The 25,502-nt window shown below is 65.0% G+C and carries 23 protein-coding genes; 12 read left to right on the top strand and 11 right to left on the bottom strand.

Annotation, left to right across the window (positions count from 1 at the left end; all coding sequences use genetic code 11):
* Positions 1 to 107 precede the first annotated feature (107 nt).
* The 10 genes from ahcY (at position 108) to CK228_RS23500 (ending at position 14,715) form a co-directional block, all read left to right on the top strand.
* On the top strand, positions 108 to 1,508 hold the full coding sequence (gene ahcY / locus CK228_RS23545) for an adenosylhomocysteinase (protein WP_010912937.1): 1,401 nt from the start codon (positions 108 to 110) through the stop codon (positions 1,506 to 1,508).
* Between the two features lie 198 nt (positions 1,509 to 1,706).
* Complete coding sequence (locus CK228_RS23540; RefSeq protein ID WP_095789414.1) at positions 1,707 to 4,262, top strand: PAS domain-containing sensor histidine kinase; 2,556 nt, start codon at positions 1,707 to 1,709, stop codon at positions 4,260 to 4,262.
* 8 nt (positions 4,263 to 4,270) lie between these two features.
* A complete protein-coding gene (gene tsaE, locus CK228_RS23535; RefSeq protein WP_095789413.1) occupies positions 4,271 to 5,782 on the top strand; it encodes a tRNA (adenosine(37)-N6)-threonylcarbamoyltransferase complex ATPase subunit type 1 TsaE in 1,512 nt (503 codons plus the stop codon).
* Positions 5,779 to 6,504 (top strand): nucleotidyltransferase family protein, encoded by a 726-nt coding sequence (locus CK228_RS23530; RefSeq protein ID WP_280951040.1) that lies wholly within the window; start codon positions 5,779 to 5,781, stop codon positions 6,502 to 6,504. The genes tsaE and CK228_RS23530 overlap by 4 nt, the downstream gene beginning before the upstream one ends.
* Positions 6,501 to 9,635, top strand: coding sequence for a double-strand break repair protein AddB (gene addB, locus CK228_RS23525; RefSeq protein WP_095789412.1), 3,135 nt, complete (start codon positions 6,501 to 6,503; stop codon positions 9,633 to 9,635). The genes CK228_RS23530 and addB overlap by 4 nt, the downstream gene beginning before the upstream one ends.
* Positions 9,632 to 13,144 (top strand): double-strand break repair helicase AddA, encoded by a 3,513-nt coding sequence (gene addA / locus CK228_RS23520; RefSeq protein ID WP_095789411.1) that lies wholly within the window; start codon positions 9,632 to 9,634, stop codon positions 13,142 to 13,144. The genes addB and addA overlap by 4 nt, the downstream gene beginning before the upstream one ends.
* A gap of 76 nt (positions 13,145 to 13,220) precedes the next feature.
* A complete protein-coding gene (trxA, locus tag CK228_RS23515; protein ID WP_095771535.1) occupies positions 13,221 to 13,544 on the top strand; it encodes a thioredoxin in 324 nt (107 codons plus the stop codon).
* 135 nt (positions 13,545 to 13,679) lie between these two features.
* Positions 13,680 to 13,961: a cupin domain-containing protein gene (locus tag CK228_RS23510; protein ID WP_019862676.1), complete on the top strand. Its 282-nt coding sequence runs from the start codon at positions 13,680 to 13,682 to the stop codon at positions 13,959 to 13,961.
* 95 nt (positions 13,962 to 14,056) lie between these two features.
* On the top strand, positions 14,057 to 14,305 hold the full coding sequence (locus CK228_RS23505) for a type II toxin-antitoxin system VapB family antitoxin (RefSeq protein ID WP_095771534.1): 249 nt from the start codon (positions 14,057 to 14,059) through the stop codon (positions 14,303 to 14,305).
* Positions 14,302 to 14,715 (top strand): type II toxin-antitoxin system VapC family toxin, encoded by a 414-nt coding sequence (locus CK228_RS23500; RefSeq protein ID WP_095771533.1) that lies wholly within the window; start codon positions 14,302 to 14,304, stop codon positions 14,713 to 14,715. The genes CK228_RS23505 and CK228_RS23500 overlap by 4 nt, the downstream gene beginning before the upstream one ends.
* Before the next feature lie 10 nt (positions 14,716 to 14,725).
* Here CK228_RS23500 and CK228_RS23495 read toward each other — a convergent pair whose 3' ends face one another.
* The 6 genes from CK228_RS23495 to CK228_RS23470 form a co-directional block, all read right to left on the bottom strand.
* Positions 14,726 to 15,145 (bottom strand): VOC family protein, encoded by a 420-nt coding sequence (locus CK228_RS23495; protein WP_095789410.1) that lies wholly within the window; start codon positions 15,143 to 15,145, stop codon positions 14,726 to 14,728.
* Between the two features lie 30 nt (positions 15,146 to 15,175).
* Complete coding sequence (locus tag CK228_RS23490) at positions 15,176 to 16,501, bottom strand: folylpolyglutamate synthase/dihydrofolate synthase family protein (RefSeq protein ID WP_095789409.1); 1,326 nt, start codon at positions 16,499 to 16,501, stop codon at positions 15,176 to 15,178.
* A 178-nt stretch (positions 16,502 to 16,679) separates the two neighbouring features.
* On the bottom strand, positions 16,680 to 17,606 hold the full coding sequence (accD, locus tag CK228_RS23485; RefSeq protein WP_095789408.1) for an acetyl-CoA carboxylase, carboxyltransferase subunit beta: 927 nt from the start codon (positions 17,604 to 17,606) through the stop codon (positions 16,680 to 16,682).
* A 95-nt stretch (positions 17,607 to 17,701) separates the two neighbouring features.
* Complete coding sequence (gene trpA, locus CK228_RS23480; RefSeq protein ID WP_095789407.1) at positions 17,702 to 18,541, bottom strand: tryptophan synthase subunit alpha; 840 nt, start codon at positions 18,539 to 18,541, stop codon at positions 17,702 to 17,704.
* Between the two features lie 62 nt (positions 18,542 to 18,603).
* Positions 18,604 to 19,824 carry a tryptophan synthase subunit beta gene (trpB, locus tag CK228_RS23475; protein ID WP_095771529.1) on the bottom strand — a complete coding sequence of 407 codons (1,221 nt, stop codon included), beginning with the start codon at positions 19,822 to 19,824 and terminating at the stop codon, positions 18,604 to 18,606.
* Between the two features lie 153 nt (positions 19,825 to 19,977).
* Positions 19,978 to 20,637, bottom strand: coding sequence for a phosphoribosylanthranilate isomerase (locus CK228_RS23470; RefSeq protein WP_095771528.1), 660 nt, complete (start codon positions 20,635 to 20,637; stop codon positions 19,978 to 19,980).
* A 125-nt stretch (positions 20,638 to 20,762) separates the two neighbouring features.
* Between CK228_RS23470 and CK228_RS23465 the strand changes: the two genes are divergently transcribed.
* Positions 20,763 to 20,981: a hypothetical protein gene (locus CK228_RS23465; protein WP_095771527.1), complete on the top strand. Its 219-nt coding sequence runs from the start codon at positions 20,763 to 20,765 to the stop codon at positions 20,979 to 20,981.
* A gap of 111 nt (positions 20,982 to 21,092) precedes the next feature.
* Here the strand turns inward: CK228_RS23465 and CK228_RS23460 are convergent, their stop codons facing one another.
* From CK228_RS23460 to CK228_RS23445, 4 genes are all read right to left on the bottom strand, one after another.
* Complete coding sequence (locus CK228_RS23460) at positions 21,093 to 21,851, bottom strand: M48 family metallopeptidase (RefSeq protein WP_095789406.1); 759 nt, start codon at positions 21,849 to 21,851, stop codon at positions 21,093 to 21,095.
* 202 nt (positions 21,852 to 22,053) lie between these two features.
* Positions 22,054 to 22,536: a DUF2852 domain-containing protein gene (locus CK228_RS23455; protein WP_027047647.1), complete on the bottom strand. Its 483-nt coding sequence runs from the start codon at positions 22,534 to 22,536 to the stop codon at positions 22,054 to 22,056.
* 117 nt (positions 22,537 to 22,653) lie between these two features.
* On the bottom strand, positions 22,654 to 23,796 hold the full coding sequence (locus CK228_RS23450) for a benzoate/H(+) symporter BenE family transporter (protein ID WP_095789405.1): 1,143 nt from the start codon (positions 23,794 to 23,796) through the stop codon (positions 22,654 to 22,656).
* 2 nt (positions 23,797 to 23,798) lie between these two features.
* Entirely contained in the window at positions 23,799 to 24,584 is a 786-nt protein-coding gene (locus tag CK228_RS23445) for an alpha/beta hydrolase (RefSeq protein WP_095789404.1), read from the bottom strand.
* A gap of 220 nt (positions 24,585 to 24,804) precedes the next feature.
* On the opposite strand from CK228_RS23445, the gene infC reads away from it, so the two are divergent.
* A complete protein-coding gene (gene infC / locus CK228_RS23440) occupies positions 24,805 to 25,341 on the top strand; it encodes a translation initiation factor IF-3 (protein ID WP_010912915.1) in 537 nt (178 codons plus the stop codon).
* A gap of 26 nt (positions 25,342 to 25,367) precedes the next feature.
* Here the strand turns inward: infC and CK228_RS36350 are convergent, their stop codons facing one another.
* Positions 25,368 to 25,493: a hypothetical protein gene (locus tag CK228_RS36350; protein ID WP_262928143.1), complete on the bottom strand. Its 126-nt coding sequence runs from the start codon at positions 25,491 to 25,493 to the stop codon at positions 25,368 to 25,370.
* Between the last annotated feature and the right edge of the window lie 9 nt (positions 25,494 to 25,502).

Genomic DNA, 25,502 nt, shown 5'->3' with positions numbered 1-25,502 from the left:
GCCTGATCTGCTAGTCAGGCCGGCAATTCGCGTCCTTCGACGCGCCGACCGGGCGCGGGCGCATCCGCAACCAATTCGCAGCATAACAATTCGCAGGGAGCACTACCATGACGGGTAGCAAGGATTATGTGGTCGCCGACATCTCGCTTGCCGGCTGGGGCCGCAAGGAACTCGATATCGCCGAAACCGAAATGCCGGGCCTGATGGCCTGTCGCGAGGAATTCGGCGCCAAGAAGCCGCTGAAGGGCGCGCGCATCACCGGCTCGCTGCACATGACCATCCAGACCGCGGTGCTGATCGAGACGCTGAAGGCGCTCGGTGCCGACATCCGCTGGGCCTCCTGCAACATCTTCTCGACCCAGGACCACGCCGCCGCGGCCATCGCCGAGGCCGGCATTCCGGTCTTCGCCGTCAAGGGAGAGAGCCTCGAACAGTACTGGGACTACACCGACCGGATCTTCCAGTGGGCCGACGGCGGCCTCTCCAACATGATCCTCGACGATGGCGGCGACGCCACCATGTACATCCTGATCGGCGCCCGCGCCGAGGCCGGCGAGGACGTGCTGTCCAACCCGCAGAGCGAGGAAGAGGAATATTTCTACGCCCAGGTCAAGAAGCGCCTGAAGGCTTCGCCCGGCTTCTTCACCAAGCAGAAGGCAGCGATCCGCGGCGTCACCGAGGAGACGACCACCGGCGTCAACCGGCTCTACCAGCTGCAGAAGAAGGGCCTGCTGCCCTTCCCCGCCATCAACGTCAACGATTCCGTCACCAAGTCGAAGTTCGACAACAAGTATGGCTGCAAGGAATCGCTGGTCGACGGCATCCGTCGCGGCACCGACACGATGATGGCCGGCAAGGTCGCGGTCGTCTGCGGCTATGGCGACGTCGGCAAGGGCTCGTCGGCCTCGCTCAAGGGCGCCGGCGCCCGCGTCAAGGTCACCGAGGTCGATCCGATCTGCGCGCTGCAGGCGGCGATGGACGGCTTTGAAGTGGTGACGCTGGAAGACGCGGCTCCGACCGCCGACATCGTCATCACCACCACCGGCAACAAGGATGTCGTCACCCTCGACCATATGCGGTCGATGAAGGACATGGTGATCGTCGGCAATATCGGCCACTTCGACAACGAGATCCAGGTCGCCTCGCTGCGCAACCTGAAATGGACCAACGTCAAGCCGCAGGTCGACATGATCACCTTCCCGGACGGCAAGCGGATGATCCTTCTGTCGGAAGGCCGCCTGCTCAATCTCGGCAACGCCACCGGCCATCCGAGCTTCGTCATGTCGGCGTCTTTCACCAACCAGGTGCTGGCCCAGATCGAGCTGTTCACCAAGGGCGAACAGTACCAGAACCAGGTCTATGTCCTGCCCAAGCATCTCGACGAGAAGGTCGCGCGCCTGCACCTCGACAAGCTCGGCGCACGCCTGACCGAACTGTCGGGTGAGCAGGCCGCCTATATCGGTGTCACGCCGCAGGGCCCGTTCAAGCCGGAACACTACCGCTATTAACCAAAGCTAAATTTGCTACCATATATTGAGGCCGGGCGATTGACTTTTCGCCCGGCTTTATTTTTGCGCGCGATCAGCCTTCACGCCGATTCGGCGAGGGTTTATTGTCGGGTGATTCGCGACGCTTCCGGCCCGAGAGGATCAAGAGAAGCGCGTATCAGGGCGGTCTTGCATTCAGGCGGCGGAGAGGACCAAGACATGCCGGGGCAAAACCCGCACGGAGCGGGATCGGCCGTTTCCGGCGGCCATGACGATTCGGGGACCACAGGCTCGACCATTCAGGGCGGGCGCCTTTCATGGCGTGTCCGCGCCGGGCTGTTCCTGACCAGTTCCGCGCTGGCCGGCCCCCTGGCCAGCGCGGTGGCGCATGCCGAGAGCGCCGCCGTGGCCACCGCCGGCCTGTCGATCAATACGGTCGAAGTCATGCAGCTTGCCGTGTTCGTCGGCGTGACCGGCGCGGCATTCCTGTCGGCCATCGTTCTCATCCGCGAACGGGCCCGCACCTCGGCGGAGAATGTCGAACTGAGAAGCCGTGTCGCCGACGTCAATGCGGCGCTGCGCCGTTCGGAAGCGCTGCTCAATCTGCGCGACCAGCGCGTGGTGGTCTGGGCCTCGGAGAACAAGAAACCCGAACTCATCGGCACATTGCCGGTCGAAAGCGGCGCGCCAGAGGAGCGAGCGGCTTTCCTCGCCTTCGGCCGCTGGCTGATGCCGCGCTCGGCGGCGGCGCTCGAGCACGCCATCGCGGGCTTGCGCGAAAAGGCCAGGCCCTTCGACCTGGTCATCGAATCGCAGGCCGGCGCCCCGCTCGAAGTGCATGGCCGCAAGAGCGCCGCGCACATACTGGTGCGGTTTGTGTCGCTTTCCGAGACCCAGCGCAGCCAGGCCCGGCTGAAGATCGACAACCAGCGGCTGGCCGCCGACCACGACACGATGATCGGCCTGCTCGAAGCGCTGAAGATGCCGGCATGGCTGCGCGACGAGCATGGACGCCTGAAATGGGTCAACCGGGCCTATGCCGACGCGGTCGAAGCCGAAAGCGCGGAAGACGCCGTCCGTGACGCCAAGGAATTCCTCGGGGGCCAGGCACGCGAGGCAATCGACGCCCAGCACAAGACGCATCCGGTCTTCGAGCAGTCGCTCTCCACCGTGATCGAAGGCGACCGCCGCGTCTTCGCGGTGACCGACTTCGCCGGCGCCGACGGTTCGGCCGGCCTTGCCGCCGACACCAGCGCCATCGAGACCATTCGCGGCGAATATGAGCGGACGGTGCGCAGCCACGCCGACACGCTCGACCAGCTCAACACCGCCGTCGCCATCTTCGACACTGACGAGAAGCTGCGCTTCTTCAACCAGGCGTTCCAGAAACTGTGGGGCCTGGACAGCGGCTTCCTGCACAGCGCGCCCGACAATGCGCTTTTGCTCGACCGGCTGCGCAGCGAAGGCAAGATTGCCGAGCAACCCGAATGGCGCCGCTGGAAGGAAGGCCTGCTCGGCGCCTATCGCGCGGTCGAATCGCAGGAACATTGGTGGCATCTGCCCGACGGCAAAACCATCCGCGTCGTCGCCAACCCGCAGCCCAAGGGCGGGGTCACCTGGGTGTTCGAGAACCTGACCGAAAAGATGGACCTGGAAAGCCGCTACCGCACCGCGGTGCGCGTCCAGGGCGAAACGCTCGACAATCTCGCCGAAGGCGTGGCGGTGTTCGGCCCCGATGGGCGGCTGCGCCTGTCGAACCCGGCCTTTGCGACGCTCTGGGGATTGAGCGGCGAAGCCGCCAAGCCCAATGTGCACGTCTCTACCATACGCGACCTTTGCGACCGCCAGGCGGTCGACAGCCCCTGGCCGGGCTTCGTCGCCGCCATCACCGGTTTCGACGACGAACGCCGCGACCGGCACGGCCAGAGCGAGCTCAACAACGGCACGGTGCTGCGCTACGCCGTGATCCCGCTGCCCAACGGGCAAGTGATGATGACCTTCGTCGACGTCACCGACAGCGTGCATGTCGAACGTGCGCTGAAGGACAAGAACGAGGCGTTGGAGAAGTCGGACCAGCTCAAGAACGACTTCGTCCAGCACGTGTCCTACGAACTGCGTTCGCCGCTGACCAACATCATCGGCTTCACCGAACTGCTTTCACTGCCGACGACCGGGCCGCTGAACCAAAAGCAGCGCGAATATGTCGAGCATGTCAGTTCGTCCTCCTCGGTGCTGCTGACCATCGTCAACGACATACTCGACCTTGCGACCGTCGATGCCGGCATCATGCAGCTCGACATTTCCGAGGTGCATGTCGACCGCACCATCGCGGCGGCCGCGGAACTGGTCGCCGACCGGCTGCAGGAGCATTCGATCCGGCTCGAGGTCGATGCCGCTGCCGCGCCGAAGACGTTCCACGGCGACGAGACCCGCATCCGCCAGATCCTCTACAATCTGCTCAGCAACGCCGCCAATTACGCGCCGGAAGCCAGCACCATCCGGCTTGCCTGCCGCCATCTGGCGGACGGGGTGGAATTTTCCGTTCACGACGATGGACCCGGCATGCCGCCGGACGTGCTGGACTCGGTGTTCCGCCGCTTCGAACCGCGCACCAATGGCGGCCGCCGCCGGGGCGCCGGCCTCGGCCTGTCGATCGTCAAGAGCTTTGTCGAACTGCATGGCGGCAATGTTCGCATCGAAACCGGCAAGGACAAGGGCACGACCGTCATCTGCACCTTCCCCGACATGCCGGGCATCCGCGCCGCGGCCGAGTAGCGCGCTCGATGACGGGACCTGTGCTGGAGCGTTTGCTCGCGGATGAGACACAGACAGCGCGGCTGGGCGAGGATCTGGCGCTGTCCCTGCGCGCCGGCGACGTGCTGGCGCTCAAGGGCGATCTCGGCGCCGGCAAATCGACATTGGCGCGGGCACTGATCAGGGCGCTGGCCGATGATGCCAACCTCGACGTGCCGAGCCCGACCTTCACCCTGGTGCAGAGCTACGACACGCGCATTCCGGTGCACCATTTCGACCTTTACCGCCTGGCCTCGGCAGCCGAGCTCGACGAACTCGGCTTCGACGAGGCGCTGACGCAAGGGGCTGCCCTGGTCGAATGGCCCGAGCGGGCGGAGGACTATCTGCCGAAGACGACGCTCTCGATTGAACTCGTCCAGCATGGCGAGGGCCGGCTGGCGCGGCTGTCGGGGCAAGGCACTGCCTTCGACCGCGCGGCGCGGTCGCTGGCCATGCGCGGTTTTCTCGAAAATGCCGGCTGGGGAGAAGCGCGGCGGCGCCATTTCATCGGCGATGCCTCCGCCCGCTCCTACGAGATCGTGACGCTCGCCGGCCAGGAGCCGCGCGTGCTGATGAACTCGCCGCGGCTGGTGCTCGGCCCCGCCGTGCGAGACGGCAAACCCTATGCCGTGATTGCCCACACCGCCCAGTCGGTCACCGCCTTCGTCGCCATCGACCGCGCCTTGAGGGCCGGTGGCGTCAGCGTTCCGCAAATCCATGCCGAGGACCAGGACCAGGGCTTTATGCTGCTCGAACATCTCGGTTCCGAGGGGTTTCTCGGCAAGGACGGCGAGCCGGTGGCCGAGCGCTATGCAGCGGCGGCCGAGCTGTTGGCCATGATGCATGGCAGGAGCTGGCCGCAGCGCCTGCAAGCCGGACCCGGCAGCTTCCACGAGGTGCCGCCCTTCGACCGCGACGCGATGATGATCGAAGCCGATCTGCTGGTCGACTGGTATGTGCCGGCGATATCGGGCGGCCCGCCAAGCGACGATCTGCGCTCGGGCTACGCCAGGGAATGGAACGCGCTTTTCGACCGGCTGCAAGGCAGCGAATACACGCTGATGCTGCGCGATTTCCATTCGCCGAACATCATCTGGCGCGACGACCGCGCCGGCCACGACCGGCTGGGCGTCGTCGACTTCCAGGATGCGCTGATCGGGCCTTCAGCCTATGACGTCGCCTCGCTGGCCATGGACGCTCGTGTCACCATCTCGCCTGAGATCGAGAAGAAAACGCTCGATGCCTATGTCGCGGCGCGCCATGCGGCAGGAGCCTTCGACGAAGCAAGCTTCCTGGAAGCCTACGCAATCATGGCCGCACAGCGCAATTCCAAGATCCTCGGCATTTTCGTGCGTCTCGAAAAGCGCGACGGCAAACCTTATTATTTGAAGCACCTGCCGCGCATCCGCGACTATCTGCGCCGGGCGCTGTCCCACCCGGCACTTGCCAGCCTGCGGGAATTCTACGAGGCGCACGGGCTGCTCGAGGAACGAACGCTGTGACAAGACCGAACACTGCCATCGTCCTTGCCGCCGGGCTCGGCAAGCGCATGCGGCCGATCACCGATACGATCCCCAAGCCGCTGGTCAGGATCGCCGGCAAGACCTTGCTCGACTGGGGGCTCGACAGTCTCGCCGCCGCCGGCGTCGCCAAGGCGGTGGTCAACGTCCACTATCTTCCCGAGCAGATCGTCGCCCATGTCGCGGCGCGCAGCGCTCCGCGGATCATCATTTCCGATGAGAGCGACCGGCTGCTCGATTCGGCCGGCGGCATCGTCAAGGCGCTGCCGGAATTGGGCCAGCAACCCTTCTACATCCTCAATGCCGACACGTTCTGGATCGACCACGGTCCGCTCAATCTCGGCCGGCTTGCCCTTGCGTGGGACGCCGCGAAAATGGATATTCTGCTGATGCTGGCGGATCTCCATCAGGCGACAGGTCACTGTGGCAGCACCGATTTCCTGGTGGCGCCGGACGGCGCGTTGCGGCGCTCGAAAGGCGATCCGGCCGGCCTGATTTATGCCGGTGCCGCGATCGTTCATCCGCACCTGTTCAAGGATGCAACGGCCGAACCGCATTCGCTCAACGCCTATTTCGACAAAGCCATCGCCGCCGGCCGGCTGTTCGGCATGCCGATGCACGGCCACTGGATTACCGTCGGCACGCCCGATGCCATTCCGCTGGCGGAAGAAGCCGTCGCGGGCGCGCTAGCCGAGATGCAATGAGCGGCTCAAGCCGCGTTTTCTCTATCCCCCCCGGAGCGCCGTTCCTGCCGACGCTGGCCGAGGCGCTGCTTGCCGGTCGCCTGGTCCCGGGATTTCGTTTCGACGGCGATCCGCTCGCGCTGGCCGATGTCACCGTCTATGTGCCGACGCGCCGCGCCGCGCGCGCCTTGCGCGGTGTCTTCGTCGACAGCTTGAGGGCACGCGGCGGCGGCGGTTCGGCGATCCTGCCGATCATCCGCCCGCTCGGCGAATTCGACGAGGACGAAGCCCTGTTCGAGGCCGAGCCAGCGGCGGCGATCGATCTCGCGCCGCCGATCTCGGCGACCGAACGCCTGTTGCTGCTGACGCCGCTGGTGCGTGCCTGGAAACGCCGGTTGCCGGAGCATGTGGCCAAGCTTTTCGCCGAGGAAATCGTCATCCCGGCCTCCACCGCCGACGCAATCTGGCTGGCGCGCGATCTCGCAGGGCTGATGGACGAGATCGAGACGGAAGGCACCGACTGGACCAAGCTCGCAGATCTGGTGACCGGCAACCTTGCCGGCTGGTGGCAGGTGACGCTCGAATTCCTCGGCATCGTCACCGATGCCTGGCCGAAATTCCTCAGGGAAAGCGACCGCTCCAATCCGGCCGCGCATCGCAGCGCGCTGATCCGCTCCGAGGCGGCGCGGCTGCGGCGCAATCCGCCAACCGGGCCGGTCATCGCCGCGGGGTCGACTGGCTCCATCCCGGCGACGGCGGAGCTGCTTGCGGCGATCGCCCGCCTGCCCGGCGGCGCCATCGTGCTGCCCGGGCTCGACCGGACGCTGGACGAAGCGTCCTTCCAGGCGCTTGTCGCCCCCGGCGCGCGACCGGCCGTGCTTGGCCACCCGCAATATGGCCTGGCCAGGCTGATCGGCAAGATCGGCGTGCTGCGCTCAGATATCGAGGAAATCGGCACCGCCGAGCCGCACCTTGCGCTTCGCGCCGCGCTTGTCGGCGAGGCGCTGCGGCCGGCCGAGACCACCGAATTGTGGGCCGAAACACGCAGCGGGTTTTCGGCGTCCGATATTGCCGGTGCCTTTGCCGAGGTGACGCTGCTGGAAGCCGCCAGTGAGCGCGACGAAGCCGTCGCCATCGCCGTCGCGCTTAAGCAGGCCGTCGAACAGCCCGGCCAAAGGGCCGCGCTCGTCACCGGCGACCGCGCGCTGGCGCGGCGCGTTGCGGTGGAGCTCAGGCGCTTCGGCGTGGTCGCCGACGATTCCGGCGGCACGCCGCTCGCCAACAGCCCGGCGGCCAGCCTGCTCCGGCTGGCGCTCGAAGCAGTGTTCCGGCCGGGCGATCCGGTCGGCCTTTTGTCGCTGCTCAAGCATCCGCTGCTCGGCCTCGGCCTCGAACGCGCCGATGTGCGCCACGCGGCGGAACTGGTCGAACTGGTGGCGCTGCGCGGCGGCACCGGTCGCCCCGACATCGTTTCGCTGCCGGACTTGTTCGAGGCCCGACTGACGAGCCTCGGCGATGACAGCCGGCCGCCCTTCTGGTTTTCCCGTCTCACCGTGCGCTCCATCGAGGATGCTCGAACCCTCCTCGTACGACTGACGGAAGCGCTGGCTCCGCTTTCGGCGTTTCGCGACCAAGCGGAAGCCGATCTTGCCGCGCTGGTCAAAGCCAGCGTGGTGGCCCTGGAAAGCCTCGGGCGCGCCGCCGATGGCGGCCTGGGCGACCTCTATGCCGGCGATGCCGGTGAAAAGCTCGCCGAGCTGCTGCGCGGGTTGGTCGCCGCTTCGGCATCGCTGTCGTTCGCTACCAGCGAGTGGCCCGATGTGATGAACGCGCTGATCGCGCCCGAGACGGTCAAGCCGGCGCAAGGCACCGACAGGAACATCGCCATCTGGGGGGCGCTGGAAGCGCGCTTGCAGGATGTCGACACGCTGGTCATTGGCGGGCTCAACGAAGGCGTGTGGCCGCGCAAGCCGGAGAGCGACCGCTTCATGTCGCGGCTGATGAAGACCGGCATCGATCTCGAACCGCCGGAGCGGCGCATCGGCCTTGCCGCGCATGATTTCCAGATGGCGATGGGCGCGATGCACGTCGTTCTGGCCCGCTCGGCGCGTTCCGGCGACGCGCCCGCCGTGCCGTCGCGCTGGCTGCAGCGGCTACTTACCTTCACCGGCAACGACCAGGCGGCAACCCTGCGCCGGCGTGGCGACGAACTGCTCGCCTGGGCACGCGCACTCGACACCGGCCCAAAGCAGGATTTCGCGCCGCGGCCGCAACCGAAGCCGCCGTTGGCGGTGCGCCCAACGCATTTCTCGGTCACCGAGATCGAGACGTTGCGCCGGGATCCCTATGCCGTCTATGCCAGACGTATCCTCGGCCTGATGCCGCTCGATGCGCTCATCCGTGATCCCGGCGCGGCCGAGCGCGGTACGCTGTTCCACGCCATCCTGCATTTGTTCTCGTCGCGCGTTGCCGATCCGCGCGCACCCGACGCGCTGGCCGGTCTCATTGCCGCCGGCCGCGCCTGCTTTGCCGAAGCCGCCCTTCCGGCCGATGTCGAGGCGGTGTGGTGGCCGCGCTTCGAAAAGCTCGCCGCCAACATCGTCGAATGGGAGCGCACGCGTGCCGATGCGGTGGTCCGGCGCCATGCCGAGGAGCGTGCCGGCAAGACCCTCGTCGGCCAGTCCGGCGTGACGCTGTCCGGCTATGCCGACCGCGTCGATCTGCTGGCCGGCGGCATGGCCGATATTCTGGACTACAAGACGGGCTCCTCGCCCTCCAAGGCGCAGGCGCACACGCTGCTGGCGCCGCAGCTGGCGCTGGAAGGCGCGCTGCTGCGGCGCGGCGCGTTCAAGGATCTGGGGGCGCGCGAGCCGTCGCAGCTGGCCTTCATCAGGCTGAAGCCGAATGGCGAGGTGTTCGAGGAGTCCATTCTCGAGCACAACCGCCAGCCACGGACCGCCGCAGATCTTGCCGAAGAGGCTTGGGCGCGGCTGGAAAAGCTGCTGATCCACTATGCCGACCCGCAGACCGGCTATCTGTCGCGCGCGCTGCCGTTTCGCGAGGGCGAGACAGATGGCGATTACGACCATCTCGCCCGTGTGCTCGAATGGTCGGCCAGTGGCGATGCCGGCGACGAGGGAGGGGAGGCATGAAGAAGGCCTATCCCATCCCGAGCGATACCGCCAACAGCCAGGCCAGCGCCGCCGATCCGCAGAATTCGGCCTGGGTGTCGGCGAATGCCGGCTCCGGCAAGACCCATGTGCTGGCCCAGCGCGTCATCCGGCTGCTGCTCAACGGCACCGACCCGTCGAAGATCCTGTGCCTGACCTATACGCGCGCCGCCGCCGCCAACATGTCGAACCGGGTCTTTTCCACGCTGTCGGACTGGACGGTGCTCGGCGATGCCGAGCTGGCCGCGAAGATCAGGGCGCTTGAAGGGCGGCGGCCCGACCGCGACACCATGCGCCGGGCCCGGCGCCTGTTCGCCGAGGCGCTGGAGACGCCGGGCGGACTGAAGATCCAGACCATCCACGCCTTCTGCGAATCGGTGCTCCACCAGTTCCCGCTGGAAGCCAATATTCCGGCCCATTTCGAGATGCTCGACGGCCAGATGGAGGCATCGCTTTTCGCCGCCGCGCGGCGCGAGATGATCTCCGGCACGGCTGCCGGCAACCCGGACCTGGCCGACGCCTTCGCCACCGTGCTGGAACGCGGCGGCGAGGCCGGTCTCGATGCCTTGCTCGGCGAGATTGTGCGCAAGCGCGACGGGCTGAGGCAGTTCCTCGACGCGGTCGGGCGTGACGGCTTCCAGCCTTTGTTCGATGAATTCCATTTCCGCCCTGGCCAGACCGCCGACGGGATTGCAGCATCGGCCTGGCCGCTGCCCGGCTTCCTGCCCGACTATTTCGCCGGCTTCGCCCAGGCCGCCGAATCCACCGATGCCAGATCGGTGCTGAACAACATACTGCCCTATGCGCGCCAGGCTTTCGCCGAGAGCGATCCCATTCGCCGCCTGCAATTGCTGGCCAGAGCCTTCCTCAAGACCGATGGCGATCCCTACGACCCGGCAAAGGCCTTCAAGAAAGCCCTGACCGACCGGCTGCCGGACCTGGCCGAGCGCTATGTCTCAACGGCAAGCGCTATCATCGAAACCGTCGACCGGCTGGCGCTGTTCCGCATGCTGGAAGGCACACGCGCGGCACTGACCATCGCCGACTGGCTGATCGCCCGCTACGACGTGCTGAAGCGCAGCCGCGGCTTCCTCGACTTCAACGATCTGATCACCCGCACGGTCAACCTCCTGGCGCGGCCCGATGCCGGCCCCTGGGTGCAATACAAGCTCGACCAGGGCATCGACCACATCCTGCTCGACGAGGCGCAGGACACCAGCCCGGATCAATGGGAGGTGGTGAAGCGGCTGGCGGAGGAATTTTTCGCCGGCTTCAGCGCGCGCGACCGGGTCCACCGCACGGTCTTCGCCGTCGGTGACGAGAAGCAGTCGATCTATTCCTTCCAGGGGGCTGCGCCCGACTCCTTCGCCGACAGCCGGCTGCTGTTCGCCGGCCGGGTGCGCGACGCCGAAGCGTCCTTCGCCGACCTCAAGCTGACCTGGTCGTTCCGCTCGACCGACGACGTCCTGGCCGCCGTCGACCGCGTCTTTGCCGATCCCCTCGTGCGGCGCGGCATCAGCCATGACCCCGATCCGCTGAGCCACAAGGCGATCCGCACCGATGCGCCGGGCTATGTCGAGGTCTGGCCATCGATCGGCGCCGACGTCGTCGACGAACCCGACGACTGGACGCAGGCCATCGACCATGCCCATGCGCCGGCGGTGCGCGTCGCCGAGAACGTCGCGGCGACCATTGCCGGCTGGATCAGCAAAAGCGAGGTCATCGAAGGCCGCGGCAAGCGGCTGCGGCCGGGCGACGTGCTGGTGCTGGTGCGCAAGCGCGACAGTTTTGTCCATGCGCTGACCCGCGCCTTGAAGCGCCGCGACATCCCGGTTGCCGGCGCCGATCGGCTGAGCCTGCCCGGTCACATCGCGGTCAAGGACCTGATCGCGCTCGGCCATCTCCTGCTCCAGCCGCAGGACGATCTGTCGCTCGCGGCCGTGCTGCGCAGCCCGATCTTCGACCTGCCGGAGGAGACGCTGTTCACGCTCGCCGCGCAGAGGCCGCCGGGCCTGTCTGTGGCCACGTCGCTGCGCCAGCATGCCGAAGAAAACCAGCGCCTGGCGAAGATTGTCGCGCAACTCGACGTCTGGGCTGGCGAGGCCGCCTTCAAGCCGGTGTTCGAGTTCTATGCCGGCCTGCTGGCGCGCGACGGCGTGCGCCGAAAAATGATCGCCCGGCTTGGGCCCGAAGCCGGCGATATTCTCGATGAATTCCTGAGCTTCTGCCTTGCCGAGGAACGGACCGGCCTCCCCGGACTGGAAGCCTTCCTGTCGACGCTGGAAAATGCCGGACCCGAGATCAAGCGCGAGATGGACCAGACCCGCGACGAGGTCCGCGTCATGACCGTGCACGCCGCCAAGGGCCTGGAGGCGCCGGTGGTGTTCCTGGTCGATGGCGGCTCCGCCCCGTTCAGCGACCAGCATCTGCCGCGGCTGATGCCGTTCGACGGCTCGGGCACCTTCTGGGACGGCAAGGGCTATCTCTGGCGTTCGGCCAGCGATGTCGCCAACGGCTTCTCGAAGGCGGCAGCCGCCCGCGCCCGCGAACTCGCCGACGACGAATACCGCCGGCTGCTCTATGTCGGCATGACCCGCGCCGAGGACCGGCTGATCGTCTGCGGCTATCACGGCAAGCGGGCACCAAGCACCGGCACCTGGCATTCGATCGTCAGTCGCGCGCTCACCGGCGCGCCGGAAAGCGAACAGCGCGCGCATCCCGCCGGCGGCGAGCCGGTGCACCGTTTCCACGTCACCAAGCTGCCGCCCGTCGCGGCGAGCGCCGATGAACAGGCGCGGCGGGCCGATGCTTTCGGTCCGCTGCCGGGGACGCTGTTCCGCCCCTTGCCGCCCTTCGAGGACCTGCCGCGGCCGCTGTCGCCATCCGGCGCCTCGGCGCTGATCGATGAAGGCAAGGAAGCGGTCATCGACAAGGCTTCGCCGGTGCTGGACGCCGACGCCGAACCGAGCTTTGCCGTGCTGCGTGGGCTGGCTTTGCACAAGCTGCTGCAGATGCTGCCCGGCATTGCCGAGGGTGAACGCCAAGGTGCCGCCGAGCGTTATCTCGCGCGAACGGGTGCCGCATGGCCGCCGTCGGAGCGGGACAAGGCCCTGGCATCGGTCATCGCCATCCTCGACGACCCGAGCCTCGGCCAATTGTTCGCGCCCTCCTCGCGCGCCGAGGTGGCGATCATGGGCAGCCTGGAGGTGAGGGGCAAAACGCGCTCGATTTCCGGCAAGATCGACCGGCTGGCGGTGACAGCGGACACGATTTCGATCGTCGACTACAAGACCAACCGGCCGGCGCCCGCCTCTCTTGCCGAGGTTCCCCCGGCCTATCTTTTGCAGTTGGCGCTCTATCGCGCGCTGCTGCAGCCGCTTTATCCCGGGCGCGAGGTGAAAGCCGCCCTTCTGTTTACCGAAACGCCAAGGCTGATCGAACTGCCGGCCCGGGCCATGGATGTCGCCCTTGCCCGACTCACAGGAGCGTGACACAAGACCTGCTTGAAGAAGGGCTAGATAACCACCACATTTGGTGCGACAAAGAACTCTCGAAAGGATTTTCCGCATGGGTGCAACCGTCAAGGTCGACAAGAACAATTTTCAGGCTGACGTGCTCAACGCCAACGTACCGGTGGTGGTCGATTTCTGGGCGGAATGGTGCGGCCCCTGCAAGCAGATCGCGCCGTCGCTTGAGGACATCGCTCTCGAACTCGGCAGCAAGATCAAGATCGCCAAGCTCAACATCGACGAGAATCCCGAGTTGGCCGCGCAGTTCGGCGTGCGCTCGATCCCGACGCTGATGATCTTCAAGGGCGGTGAAGTGGCCGACATGAAGGTTGGCGCCGCGCCGAAGACCGCGCTGTCGCACTGGATCAATGGCAGCCTCTGATCCGACTGAATTTCCCGATATCAAAAGCCCGGCCATCGCGCCGGGCTTTTTTGTTGGCGCCATCGGCTAGTCCGCTCTGGCCCTCACATCGGGGCACGCCATGTCTTCTGCTGGCAGCAGAAACAGGAGAGCGACATGACCGGATCCGCCAAGGCCACCGTCTTCATCGACAATGAGCGCGTCATCGTCACCGAATACCGCTTCCAGCCCGGCGACAACACCGGCTGGCATCGCCATGGCCACGACTATGTCGTGGTGCCGCTGATGGACGGCAAGCTGAAGTTGGTGACCAAGGACGGCGAGACCTTCGCCGAGATGAAGAAAGGCGCGCCCTATTTCCGCAAGGAGGGTGTGGAACACGACGTCATCAGCGCCAACGACGGCGAATATGCCTTTATCGAGATCGAGCTGAAGTGAAAGGGCTCACCGCGCATGAGATGGCACGCCATCAAGTGCCATCTTGATGGCAGAGGCGAGTCGGCTTATATTTCTCTTCCAAAGGGAGTTTTGAAATGGCCGAACCACAGCTCTCAGTCCGCAGCGCGAAAGCACGTGACCTGGCTCATAGGCTTGCTCGTCGCGAGAACCGCTCGATAGCCGACGTGGTCGAACGCGCGCTTGAATCCTACGAGATTCGTGAAGCTGGCCGCGAACCCGCCTCCACCTTCTATGCGAGCCTGACCGCAAGCAGTGGCGTTGACATCGATCTGGAGAAAGTTATTCGCGGGGGTCGCGAGCCTCATTCCGGGATTGAGCTTTGATTTTCGTCGATACCAACGTGATTTCGGAGTCTCTGAAGAAGACGCCGGATCCAGCCGTGCTGGCGTGGCTTGTCCGCAATGACGCCGAACTGGCCCTTCCCACGGTGACGATTGCTGAAATCGCCTTCGGTATTCAAAAGATACGACCTGACGAGCGTGCGGATCGGCTGGAACAGGGACTTTCCCGATGGCGGCATCGATTTGCCGACCGGATTTTTGGACTGACGGAAGAGGCTGCCCTGGCTTACGGCGAGATCATGGGGGCCGCGACGCGCCAAGGTCGCGGCATGTCGGCTCCCGACGGCATGATCGCGGCGATAGCGCGCGTGAATGGAGGCCGGCTGGCAACGCGCAATCTCAACGACTTCGCTCCGGCCAAGCTTGAGCTGGTCTCGCCTTGGGATTTCTAGAGCATGTCTGTCACCAGTCGGCGATGCGGTCGCCGCCGATGAACTGCGCGCTTTTGTCGGTGTACTCGAACAGCTCGATCTTCACGCCGTTGGGATCGCGGATCCAGGCCTGAAAGGTGTCGTCGCAGGCATGCTTCTTCGCGGTCACGTCGATGCCCTTCGACTTGATATGGGCGATCGCGGCGTCGATGTCTTCGACTTCCAGGCAGAAATGGTTGATCTGGTTGAGTTCGCTGTAGGTGGCGGCATCCTTCTGGAACACCTCGACATGGCTGCGGCCGCCGCAGTCGAGGTAGAAGCCGAAAATCTCGCCGTCACGCAGGAAATTGAACCGCGTGTCCATGCCGAGCACGTCGCGGTAGAAACTGCGCGTCGCTTCCAGGTCATGGGCGAAAATGCAGACATGGGCCAGCTGCTTTATCTTGATCATCACGGGCTCCCTGCGCCGGTCATCAAGCGCTCACGTCGGCGGCGTGCCATTCTCGGCCAGCACCGCGCCGGCCAGATAAAGTGACCCGCCGATCAGGATGCGCGGCGGCGGGCCATCCCAGGTGTCGCGCAGCAGCATCAGCGCGTTGGCGACGGAACTCACCGGCTCGGCCGTCAGCCCGGCTTCCGTGGCGCGGACCGCCAGTTCGTCGTTCGGCACGCCCGCATCGCTCAGGCTCACCGGCACGGTGTAGACATGCCGGACGAGACCCTTGAAGGCGCGGAAATAGCCGCTCTGGTCCTTGGTGTTGATCATTCCCGAAATGATGAAGAGCGGGCGCGGGTTCTTTTCCTCCTGCTCGGCCAGCGCCTCGGCGACGACCACGCCGGCGCCCGGATTGTGGCCGCCGTCGAGCCAGATGTCGGCGCCCTTCGGCGCCAGATCCGTCAGCCGGCCCTGCATCAGTTTCTGCATGCGGCCGGGCCAGGCGACGTGGGTCATCGCCTTTTCGGCGGCGCGGTGGCTGATCTCGAAGCCGGCCGCCTTGACCGCGGCGATCGCGGCGGCGGCATTGGCGAACTGGTGGCGCCCGGGCAGACGCGGCGGCGGCAAATCCATCAGGCCATCCTCGTCCTGATAGACCATGCGGCCGTTTTCCTCGAAGGCGAGGAAATCCTGGCCATAGACGAAGGTCGGGCACTCCAGCCGCTCGGCGGTCTCGATCAGCACCTGCAGCGCTGTCTCGCTTTCCTGCGCGCCGATCACCACCGGGCAGCCGCGCTTCATGATGCCGGCCTTTTCGGCGGCGATCAGTTCGACACGGTCGCCAAGATAGGCTTCGTGGTCCATCGACACCGGCATGATCACCGAGACGGCGGGCCTGGCGACGATATTGGTGGCGTCGAAGCGGCCACCAAGGCCGACCTCGATGATGGCGGCTTCGGCCGGATGTTCGGAAAACAGGATGAAGGTGACGGCGGTGAGTATCTCGAAGACGGTGATTTTCTGACCGTCATTGGCCTTGGCGACGCGGGCAATGGCTTCGGCGAAGACATCGTCATCGACCAGCCTGCCGCCGCCTTCGGCGGCCAGCCGGTAGCGCTCGGCCCAGTTCACCAGATGCGGCGACGTGTGGACATGGACAAGGTGGCCAGCGGCTTCGAGCAGCGCACGCGAAAAGGCGGCGCAGGAACCCTTGCCGTTGGTGCCGGCGATGTGGATGACCGGCGGCAGCAGATCCTGCGGATTGCCAAGCCGCTCCAGGAGCCGCGTGATGCGGTCGAGCGAAAGGTCGAAACCTTTCGGATGAAGCGCCATCAGGGCTTCGATTTCGCGGTCGGCGGCAAGCGTTGTCATCGCAGAATCCCGGCGCATGGCCCGAGCACCAGAATCAATCCCGGAATGGCCATGGCAATCAAAAGGCTACAGCGCGCCATGGACATGGCGCAATCGCTGTTCGCGGCGGCCAACGCCGCGTTATGCATGTCGTTTTCCCAAAACCGAGGTCATTTTTGGGCGACATGCACAGTGTGCGTCAGGCTTGCGGCCTGGTTTCGGCGGCAACGACCGCTTGCGGCAGGATTTCCGGCTCCAGCGGCTTTTGCTCGCCCGGCATCTTGAGCAGCATCTTCAGCAGCCGCGCGATCGTTTGGCGCATCTCCAGCCGCGACACCACCATGTCGACCATGCCGTGCTCCATCAGATATTCGGAGCGCTGGAAGCCGTCCGGCAGTTTCTCGCGGATGGTCTGTTCAATGACGCGCGGCCCGGCAAAGCCGATCAGCGCGCCGGGTTCGGCAATGTGCACGTCGCCCAGCATGGCGTAGGAGGCGGTGACGCCGCCGGTGGTCGGGTTGGTCAGCACGACGATATAGGGAAGGCCGGCTTCCTTCAGCCGGTCGACGCCGACCGTGGTGCGCGGCAGCTGCATCAGGGACAGGATACCTTCCTGCATGCGGGCGCCGCCGGAAGCGGCGAACAGGATCAGCGGCCGCTTGCGCTGCAGGGCAACCTCGAAAGCGTGCACGATGGCATCGCCCGCCGCCATGCCTAGCGAGCCGCCCATGAAGGCGAAGTCCTGCACCGTCACCACCACCGGCAGGCCTTCGACGGTTCCCAGCGCGTTGACGATGGCGTCTTCCAGGCCGGTCTTGGCCTTGGCGTCCTTCAGCCGGTCGGTATAGCGCTTCTCGTCGCGGAACTTCAGCGGATCCAGCACGACCTTGGGGTTTTCGAGCTGCTCGTACCTGCCGTCGTCGAGGAAGTATTTCAGCCGCTCCTTGGCCGAAATCTTCATGTGATGGCCGGAAGACGGGATGACGAACTGATTGGATTCCAGATCCTTATGGAACACCATTTCGCCGGTCTCGGGATCCTTGATCCAGAGATTCTCGGGCATGTCGGTGCGCCGGCCGAGCATCGAATTGATCTTCGGGCGAACGTAATTGGTGATCCAGTTCATCGCTTCGGCTCCTGTCCTGACGAAGAAGAGTTAGTGCATGCCGTCCATAAGGGGACCGGGCGATAACGACATGCACAAGACCAGAGGTAGGAAAACTATTCGGCGGCAGCAAGGCGGGCCGAACGCACGCCTTGCGCCAGGCCGCTGACCAGCGTGGCGACGGCCTCGGCCGGGTCGGCGGTCTTTTCGCCCTTCGGTCCCAGCACATTGGCCACCGCATTGACGATTGCCGTGCCGACGACGACGCCATCGGCATTGGCGCCGATGACACGCGCCTGCTCGGCGGTCTTGACGCCGAAGCCGACGCAGACCGGCAAATCGGTATGGCCCTTGATCCGGTTGACGGCGGCGGCCACCTTGCCGGTGTCGGCCAGCGCCGAGCCGGTAATGCCGGTCATCGAGACATAGTAGACGAAGCCCGACGTGTTCTGCAGCACCTTGGGCAGGCGCTTGTCGTCGGTGGTCGGCGTCGCCAGGCAGATGAAGTTGATGCCGGCCTTCAGCGCCGGAATGCAGAGTTCCTCGTCCATTTCCGGCGGCAGGTCGACGACGATCAGCCCGTCGATGCCGCTGGCCAGCGCGTCTTTCAGGAAGCGGTCGACACCGTAGATATAGATCGGGTTGTAGTAGCCCATCAGCACGATCGGCGTTTCATTGTCGCCGGCGCGGAACTCGGACGCCATCTTCAGCGTCTTGACCAGCGTCTGGCCGCCTTTCAGCGCCCGCAGGCCCGCCGCCTGGATCGCCGGGCCGTCGGCCATCGGATCGGAAAACGGCATGCCGAGTTCGATGATGTCGGAGCCGGCGCCGGGAAGCGCCTTCATGATCGACAGCGAGGTGTCGTAGTCGGGGTCGCCGCCCATGAAATAGGTGACGAGCGCCGGGCGGCCTTCGGTCTTCAGCTTCGCCATGCGGCGGTCGATGCGGGTGGTCATGTCTGGCCCTTTGGACGAATTTTGCTCACAATCAACTCCCAAGTCGAAACTATCCAAAGGGCCTAGATCTCCATGCCCAGCATCGAGGCCACCGTGTGCACGTCCTTGTCGCCACGGCCGGACAGGTTGACGATGACGATCTGGTCCTTGTCCATGGCGGGCACGATCTTGACCGCGTGGGCGATGGCGTGCGCGGATTCCAGTGCCGGGATGATGCCTTCGACGCGCGTCGTCAGCTTGAACGCTTCGAGCGCCTCGTCGTCGAGGATCGGCACATATTCGACGCGGCCGGAGTCGCGCAGCCAGGAATGCTCCGGGCCGACGCCGGGATAGTCGAGGCCGGCCGAGATCGAATGGCCGTCCATGATCTGGCCGTCGGCGTTCTGCAGGAGATAGGTGCGGTTGCCGTGCAGCACGCCTGGCGAACCGGCATTCATCGAGGCGCAGTGTTCGATGCCGTCGAGACCGCGTCCGCCCGCTTCGATGCCGATGATGCGCACATCCTTGTCGTCGAGGAAGGGATGGAACAGGCCGATGGCGTTCGAGCCGCCGCCGACAGCGGCGATGATGGTGTCGGGCAGCCGGCCTTCCTGTTCGAGGATCTGCGCGCGCGCCTCGGTGCCGATCACCGACTGGAAGTCGCGCACCAGCTCTGGATAGGGGTGCGGGCCGGCGGCGGTGCCGATCAGGTAATAGGTGTCCTCGACATTGGTGACCCAGTCGCGAAGGGCTTCGTTCATGGCGTCCTTCAGCGTGCCGTGGCCGGCGGTGACCGGCCGCACTTCGGCGCCGAGCAGCTTCATGCGGAACACATTCGGGCTCTGCCGGGCCACGTCGGTGGCGCCCATATAGACGACGCAGGGATAGCCGAAGCGCGCAGCGACGGTGGCGGATGCCACGCCATGCTGGCCGGCGCCGGTCTCGGCGATGATGCGCTTCTTGCCCATGCGCTTGGCCAGCAGGATCTGGCCGAGGCAGTTGTTGATCTTGTGCGAGCCGGTATGGTTCAGGTCCTCGCGCTTGAAATAGACTTTTGCACCACCGAGATGCTTCGTGAGACCCTCGGCGAAATACAGCTTCGACGGCCGTCCGGCATAATGGGTCGAAAGATCGGTCAGCTCAGCCCTGAAGTCCGGATCGTTCTTGACCTCGTTCCAGTGCCGCTCGAGGTCGAGGATCAGCGGCATCAGCGTTTCGGCGACGAAACGACCGCCGAAAATGCCGAACATGCCCTGTTCGTCGGGTCCGGTGCGGAAGGAATTGGGTGTCGCCGGCTGATCCATCGCCGATCTCCTAAATCTTATGTTTTGAGCATGTCCTTATCGGAAAACCGGATTCCACTTTTCCGGGACATGCTGCCTATCAAGTTCTAGAGCATGTCCTTATCGGAAAACCGGATTCCACTTTTCCGGGACATGCTCTGGTTGGAACCACACTCAGGCGGCGCGGTTGTCGCGTGCTGCCCGGACGGCCCGGAAAAATTGTTCGATCAACGCCGGATCCTTGACGCCCGGCGCGCTTTCCACACCGGAGGAAATGTCTATTCCGGGCGGGTTCGCAAGCCGAAGGGCATCGCCGATATTGGCGGCGTTGAGCCCACCGGAAAGCATGTAATCGACGCCGGCGTCAAGGCCGGCAAGGATGCGCCAGTCGAAGGCGACGCCATTGCCGCCCGGCAGTTCGGAGCCTTTCGGCGGCTTGGCATCGAACAGGAAGCGGTCGGCTATGCCGATGAACGGCTTGATCCGGTCGAGATCGGCTGCCTCGCTGAGCGGCAACGCCTTCATCACCGGCAAGCCAGAACGGGCTTTCAGTTCCGCCACCCGTTCGGGGGTTTCCGAGCCGTGCAGCTGCAACATGTCGGGCTGCATCGCCGTGACGATCGCGTCCAGGAAGGCGTCGCTGGCGTCGACCGTGACAGCAACCGCCAAGGCCTTGCCGCGCGCCGCTTCGCGCAGCCGCCCGGCTTCCGCCGGCTCGACATAACGCGGGCTCTTCGCGAAGAAGATAAAACCGACATGGCTGGCACCGCCGCCGAGCGCCGCGGCCATTGCCTGGTCGGTCTTCAAGCCGCAGATTTTGATGTCGAGCGCCATGGTGCGGGAATTGGCATGAAATCGAGGCAGAGTCGAGAAAAAGCATACCGTTTGCCGGCAAGCCCAAAGGCGCTACCTATTGATGGACGGGATTAATTGGCAGGATGCAGGGCGGGAGAACGATCATGGCCGACAGAACGGTTGCCGAACTGAAGCAGAAGATCGCGCAGGCGCGCGAAGTTATCGCCCATCTGATGGACAAGGCCGCCTTCAACGGCGCCGAGGCGCATCGGGCGCTCGATTATTTCGGCGGCGATGAATTCGACCGGAATTTCCTGCCCTGGCCGCATCATGGCGATGAAGGGCTGCGGCCGGAGGAGTTGAATGCAGCCAATGACGATTGAGTAGAGCGCCCCTGATTTCCGTCATCCTAGGGCGAAGCGGCGTAGTGCCCGGCCAGTCTCCCGCGCCTACACCAGCGGCGGCGGCCTTCTTCGCACTGCCAACATCCGCGCCTACTCGAACATGATCGCCTGCAGCGCGCCGCCATTGCGCTTCAGCCAGTCCTTGCAGCGGTCGGTGTCGGGGCAAAGTTTTTCGCACAATTTCCAGAATTTCGGGCCGTGGTTCATCTCCTTGAGATGCGCCACCTCGTGTGCCACGAGGTAGTTTATCACAGGCTGCGGCGCCATCATGATGCGCCAGGAGAAGGAGAGATTGCCCTCCGAGGTGCAGGAGCCCCAGCGGCTGGACGTGTCCTTGTAGCGGATCGCCTTGGCCCGCTTGCCGAGCGCCTCGGTGTGTTTGATCACCAGCTTCTCGATCTCCTTCTTGGCCTCGCGCTTCAAGAAGTCGGCGATGCGGCGCGGCAGATGCACACGGTCACCATGAACGATCAGCAGCGGGCCGCGCTCGTCGCGCGATACCGTCGCGGTGCCGCGCTTCGACGGTTCATGGACGATACGGTGCGGCACGCCCCGGATCGGGATCTTGATGCCCGGCCGCACTTGCGGGCGCGCCGGCACCTTGGCCAGCCGCTGCTCCAGCCAGTCCTGATGGCGGTCGAGGAACCTGTCCACCTCGCCGCGGCGCAGGCCGGGCGGCACGGTGATGCGCAGGCCCTGGCCGCCGGAATCGATGCGCAGCGTCAGGCGCCGAGCGCGGGCGCTCTCGACGATCTTGAGCGGCAGCGTGCGACCGGCGACGCAATATTCGCGCTCCACGACTGGCGTGGCCTTGGGCTTCGTCAGATTGCGGAAGAATCCGATGGTCATGGCGGGACGATACGCGATTCGAGAAAAACGACTAGAACAAAAAAGAAACGGCGCCGCTCGCGCGACGCCGTTTTTTCACGATCGGGCCTGCCCTACAGCGCCGCGCGTCCTCCGGGACGCGCAGAGGACGCTGTAGCACTTCAAGTAGGCGCATGACCTTTTCCGAAAACCGGTTCCGGTTTTCGGGGCCATGCGCTCGGCCTCAGTCGTCAAGCAGGTTCGAGCCCTTGCCACGCTTGGTGGGGGTCGTGCCGGTGCTCGGATCGGTCTTCGCCGGAGCGGTCGACTTGTTGCGCTTCGCCATGAAGCGGTCGAACTCGTCCTGATCCTTGGCGCGACGCAGTTCGCGGGCATAGTCGTCGAACTCGGTCAGCATGTCATCGAGCTTGCGGCGTTCCTCGGCGAGGCGCTCAAGCTCCTTTTCGCGCCAGTCGTCGAAAGCGACGTTGCCGGTGCGGGCGGAGCCATTGCCCCAGCGCGCGGCCTTGTCGGAACCGCGGCGGCAGCCGGCGAAGATGCCGTCGGTCGCACGGTTGACGTCACGCTTGAAGCCGTCGAGCCGGTCGCCCCAGATGATGTAGGCGAGCATGGCGAAGCCGAGCGGCCAGAACACCATGAAGCCGATCACCATCAACGCGATGGTTGCCGGCGTCCAGGCCGGGCGGATCAATGCAGATGTGTTCATTTTCTCCCATTCCTTCGGTTGGAGACAGCCAAGACCGGCTGCGTGGAATCGAAATGGGAAGGCAAAAACGGCGATTCAAGGCAATATCCGCCAAAACCGGACAAGGGCCTGAAATGATTATCGCTTTTTGAGACTGTCGAGGAAAAGCACGACCAGCCCGGTGATGAGGCCCCAAAATGCGGCGCCAACGCCGAACAGGGTCAACCCCGAAGCGGTGACGACGAAGGTGACGGTGGCGGCCATGCGATCGCCCTCGTGCTTCAGTGCGATCGCCAGCGCATTGGCGAGCGAGGCCATCAGCGCCAGACCCGCCACCAGCACGATCAGGCTTTGCGGCAGGACGGCGAATATCGCCACCAGCGAGGCGCCGAAAATCGCGAAGATGAGATAGGCGAGCGCATAAAAGGGGCCGGTCTTCCAGCGCTCGGCGGGGTCGGGATGGACGTCCGGCCCGGTGCAGATCGCCGCCGAAATCGCCGCCAAATTGGTCGTCGAGCCACCGAATGACGCCGACAACAGGGAAAACAGTCCGGTGACGCCGATCAGCGGCCCGGGTTCGGGATGGTAGCCGGCGGCGCGCAGCACGGCCAGCCCGGAGAGGTTCTGAGAGGCCATGGTGACGAGATAAAGCGGCAGCGCCAGGCCGATCATCGCCTTGGCGGTGAAATCAGGCGCGATCAGCGTCAGCGTCGACAGTTCCGGTGTCGGCAGGCCGCCGACACGGCCGGTGAGAAATGCGGCGAGACCGCCGCCGACCAGCACCGACAGCACCGACAGCGCCGGGTGGAACACGCGGATCAAGAAGAAGGCCGCGATCAGCGGCAGGATCAGCCAGGGGTCGACGGGAACGGTCTTGACCGCATTGAGGGCGAAGGTGACGACGATGCCGCCCAGCATGCCGGAAGCGACCGAGGGCGGTATCCTGGAGATCAATTGCGTCAGGGGCCGGAACAGGCCGGTGGCGATCAGCAGGATGGCCGTGGCGATGAAGGCGGCGACGGCCTCGCCGATTGAAAAGCCGGTCGACGCCGCCATCAGCGCCAGGCCTGGTGTCGACCAGGCGGTGATGACAGGCATTTTCGTGCGCCACGACAGCCACAGGCTCTCGATCGCCATGGCCAGGCAAATGGCCGTCACCCAGCTTGCCGTCTGAATTTGCGACGCGCCGACCGCGTGGGCGGCGGCGATGACGATGGCCAGCGTGCCGCCGAAGCCGACGATTGCCGCGACGAAGGCCGAGATCGGAATGGAAAGGCGCATCGTCACTTGCCCCGCCCGGCCATGTCGCCGACCGCCCGCACCAGCATGTCGAGATCCTGCGGCCGCGACAGGCGGTGATCGCCGTCCGGAATGAGCGACAGCGTGACATCGTCGGCCGGCAGCAGGCTGACCAGTTTCAGCGCGTGGCTCGACGGTACGTCCGGATCGGCCAGTCCCTGCAGAATGTGGACCGGGCAATGCGTGTCGATCGGACCGGTCATTACCCGGTTGGCGCGCCCGTCCTCGATCAAAGCGCGTGTATAGATGTAGGGCTCGGCTGAATAATCGGAGGGCTCGGCGAAGAAACCCTTCTCGGCGAGGTCACGCTTTTGCGCCTCGGTCAGCGCCGGTTCGACCAGATCAGAAGTAAAATCCGGCGCCGGCGCCAGCAGCACCAGGCCGACGACGCTTGCGTCGCCCGCCTTGCGCAATTCCTGCACCATGCGCAGCGCGATCCAGGCGCCCATCGACGAGCCGACCAGGATCTGATTGCCCTTGGCAAACTTCCGGAACACAACAAGGCTTTGCGAAAGCCATGTCGAAATCGTACCGTCGGCAAAGGCGCCGCCGGATTCGCCGTGGCCGGAATAGTCATGGCGCAGGAAGGCGCGGCCCTCTTTCGCCGCCCAGTCAGACAGCGTCTGCGCTTTCGTGCCCAGCATGTCCGACTTGTAGCCGCCGAGCCAGACGATGCCGGGCACGGCGCCTGTCGTATGGCGCACCGCTATGCGCGATCCATCGACGTTGAGAAAGGTCGGGGGGAGAAAGGTTGGGGGCGTGACGGTCATGGCTTTTTCCTCAGGCCCCTCTTCTGGCTCGGGCTCTTGTGGCACAGCCAATGGCGTGGCGAAAAGTGCTCGCGCTGCTTCTTTGTTTGGTGCAGGCGGTGATCAGGGTGATTTTCTGTCAACGCTGTGCTATTGACTCCGCCCGCGCGCTCACCACATTGGCGCGTCCACGCATCAAGACTGACAAATCCTGAACGAAACGGCCAAGGAGACCACGACCATTCGCAGACCTTTCAAAGCAGCGGCGCCAACCAAGGATGGGCCGCGCTCCAACCGTGACATCCGGGTTCCCCGGGTCCAGCTTATCGACGCCGAAGGCCAGAACCGCGGCGATGTTTCCATCAACGACGCATTGCTGCTCGCCGAAGAGGCCGGGCTCGATCTCGTTGAGATATCGCCCAATGCGGTGCCGCCCGTCGTAAAGATCCTCGATCTCGGCAAGTTGAAGTACGCCAACCAGAAGAAGGCGGCCGAGGCGCGCAAGAATCAGAAGGTCATCGAGATCAAGGAGATCAAGATGCGCCCGAACATCGACAGCCATGACTACGAGACCAAGATGAAGGCGGTGCGCCGCTTCTTCGAGGAAGGCGACAAGGTCAAGCTGACGCTGCGTTTCCGCGGCCGCGAGATGGCGCATATGGAACTCGGCATGCAGCTTCTGAACAAGGTGCGCGAGGAAGTGGCGACCATCGCCAAGGTCGAGGCGGAGCCGAAGCTCGAAGGCCGCCAGATGATGATGGTGCTGGCGCCGCGCTAAGGTGGGCTGAATATCAACACCTGAGATCACGATAAAGTCAGGCGCGACCAGCGCTCCAAATCCGCCTGAATTGTCTTGCAGAGCGTCCCGGCGATCGGCGGGACGCCTGTTTCTCGGCTAAAGCTGCGATCGCCGGCTTTGTTTTTATGCATGTCGTCCTC

The sequence above is a fragment of the Mesorhizobium sp. WSM4312 genome (assembly GCF_002294875.1).
In the GTDB taxonomy this organism is placed as follows: Bacteria; Pseudomonadota; Alphaproteobacteria; order Rhizobiales; family Rhizobiaceae; genus Mesorhizobium.
The sequence above is the reverse complement of the archived record's forward strand: the minus strand, read 5'-3'. Positions and strand labels throughout refer to the sequence as shown.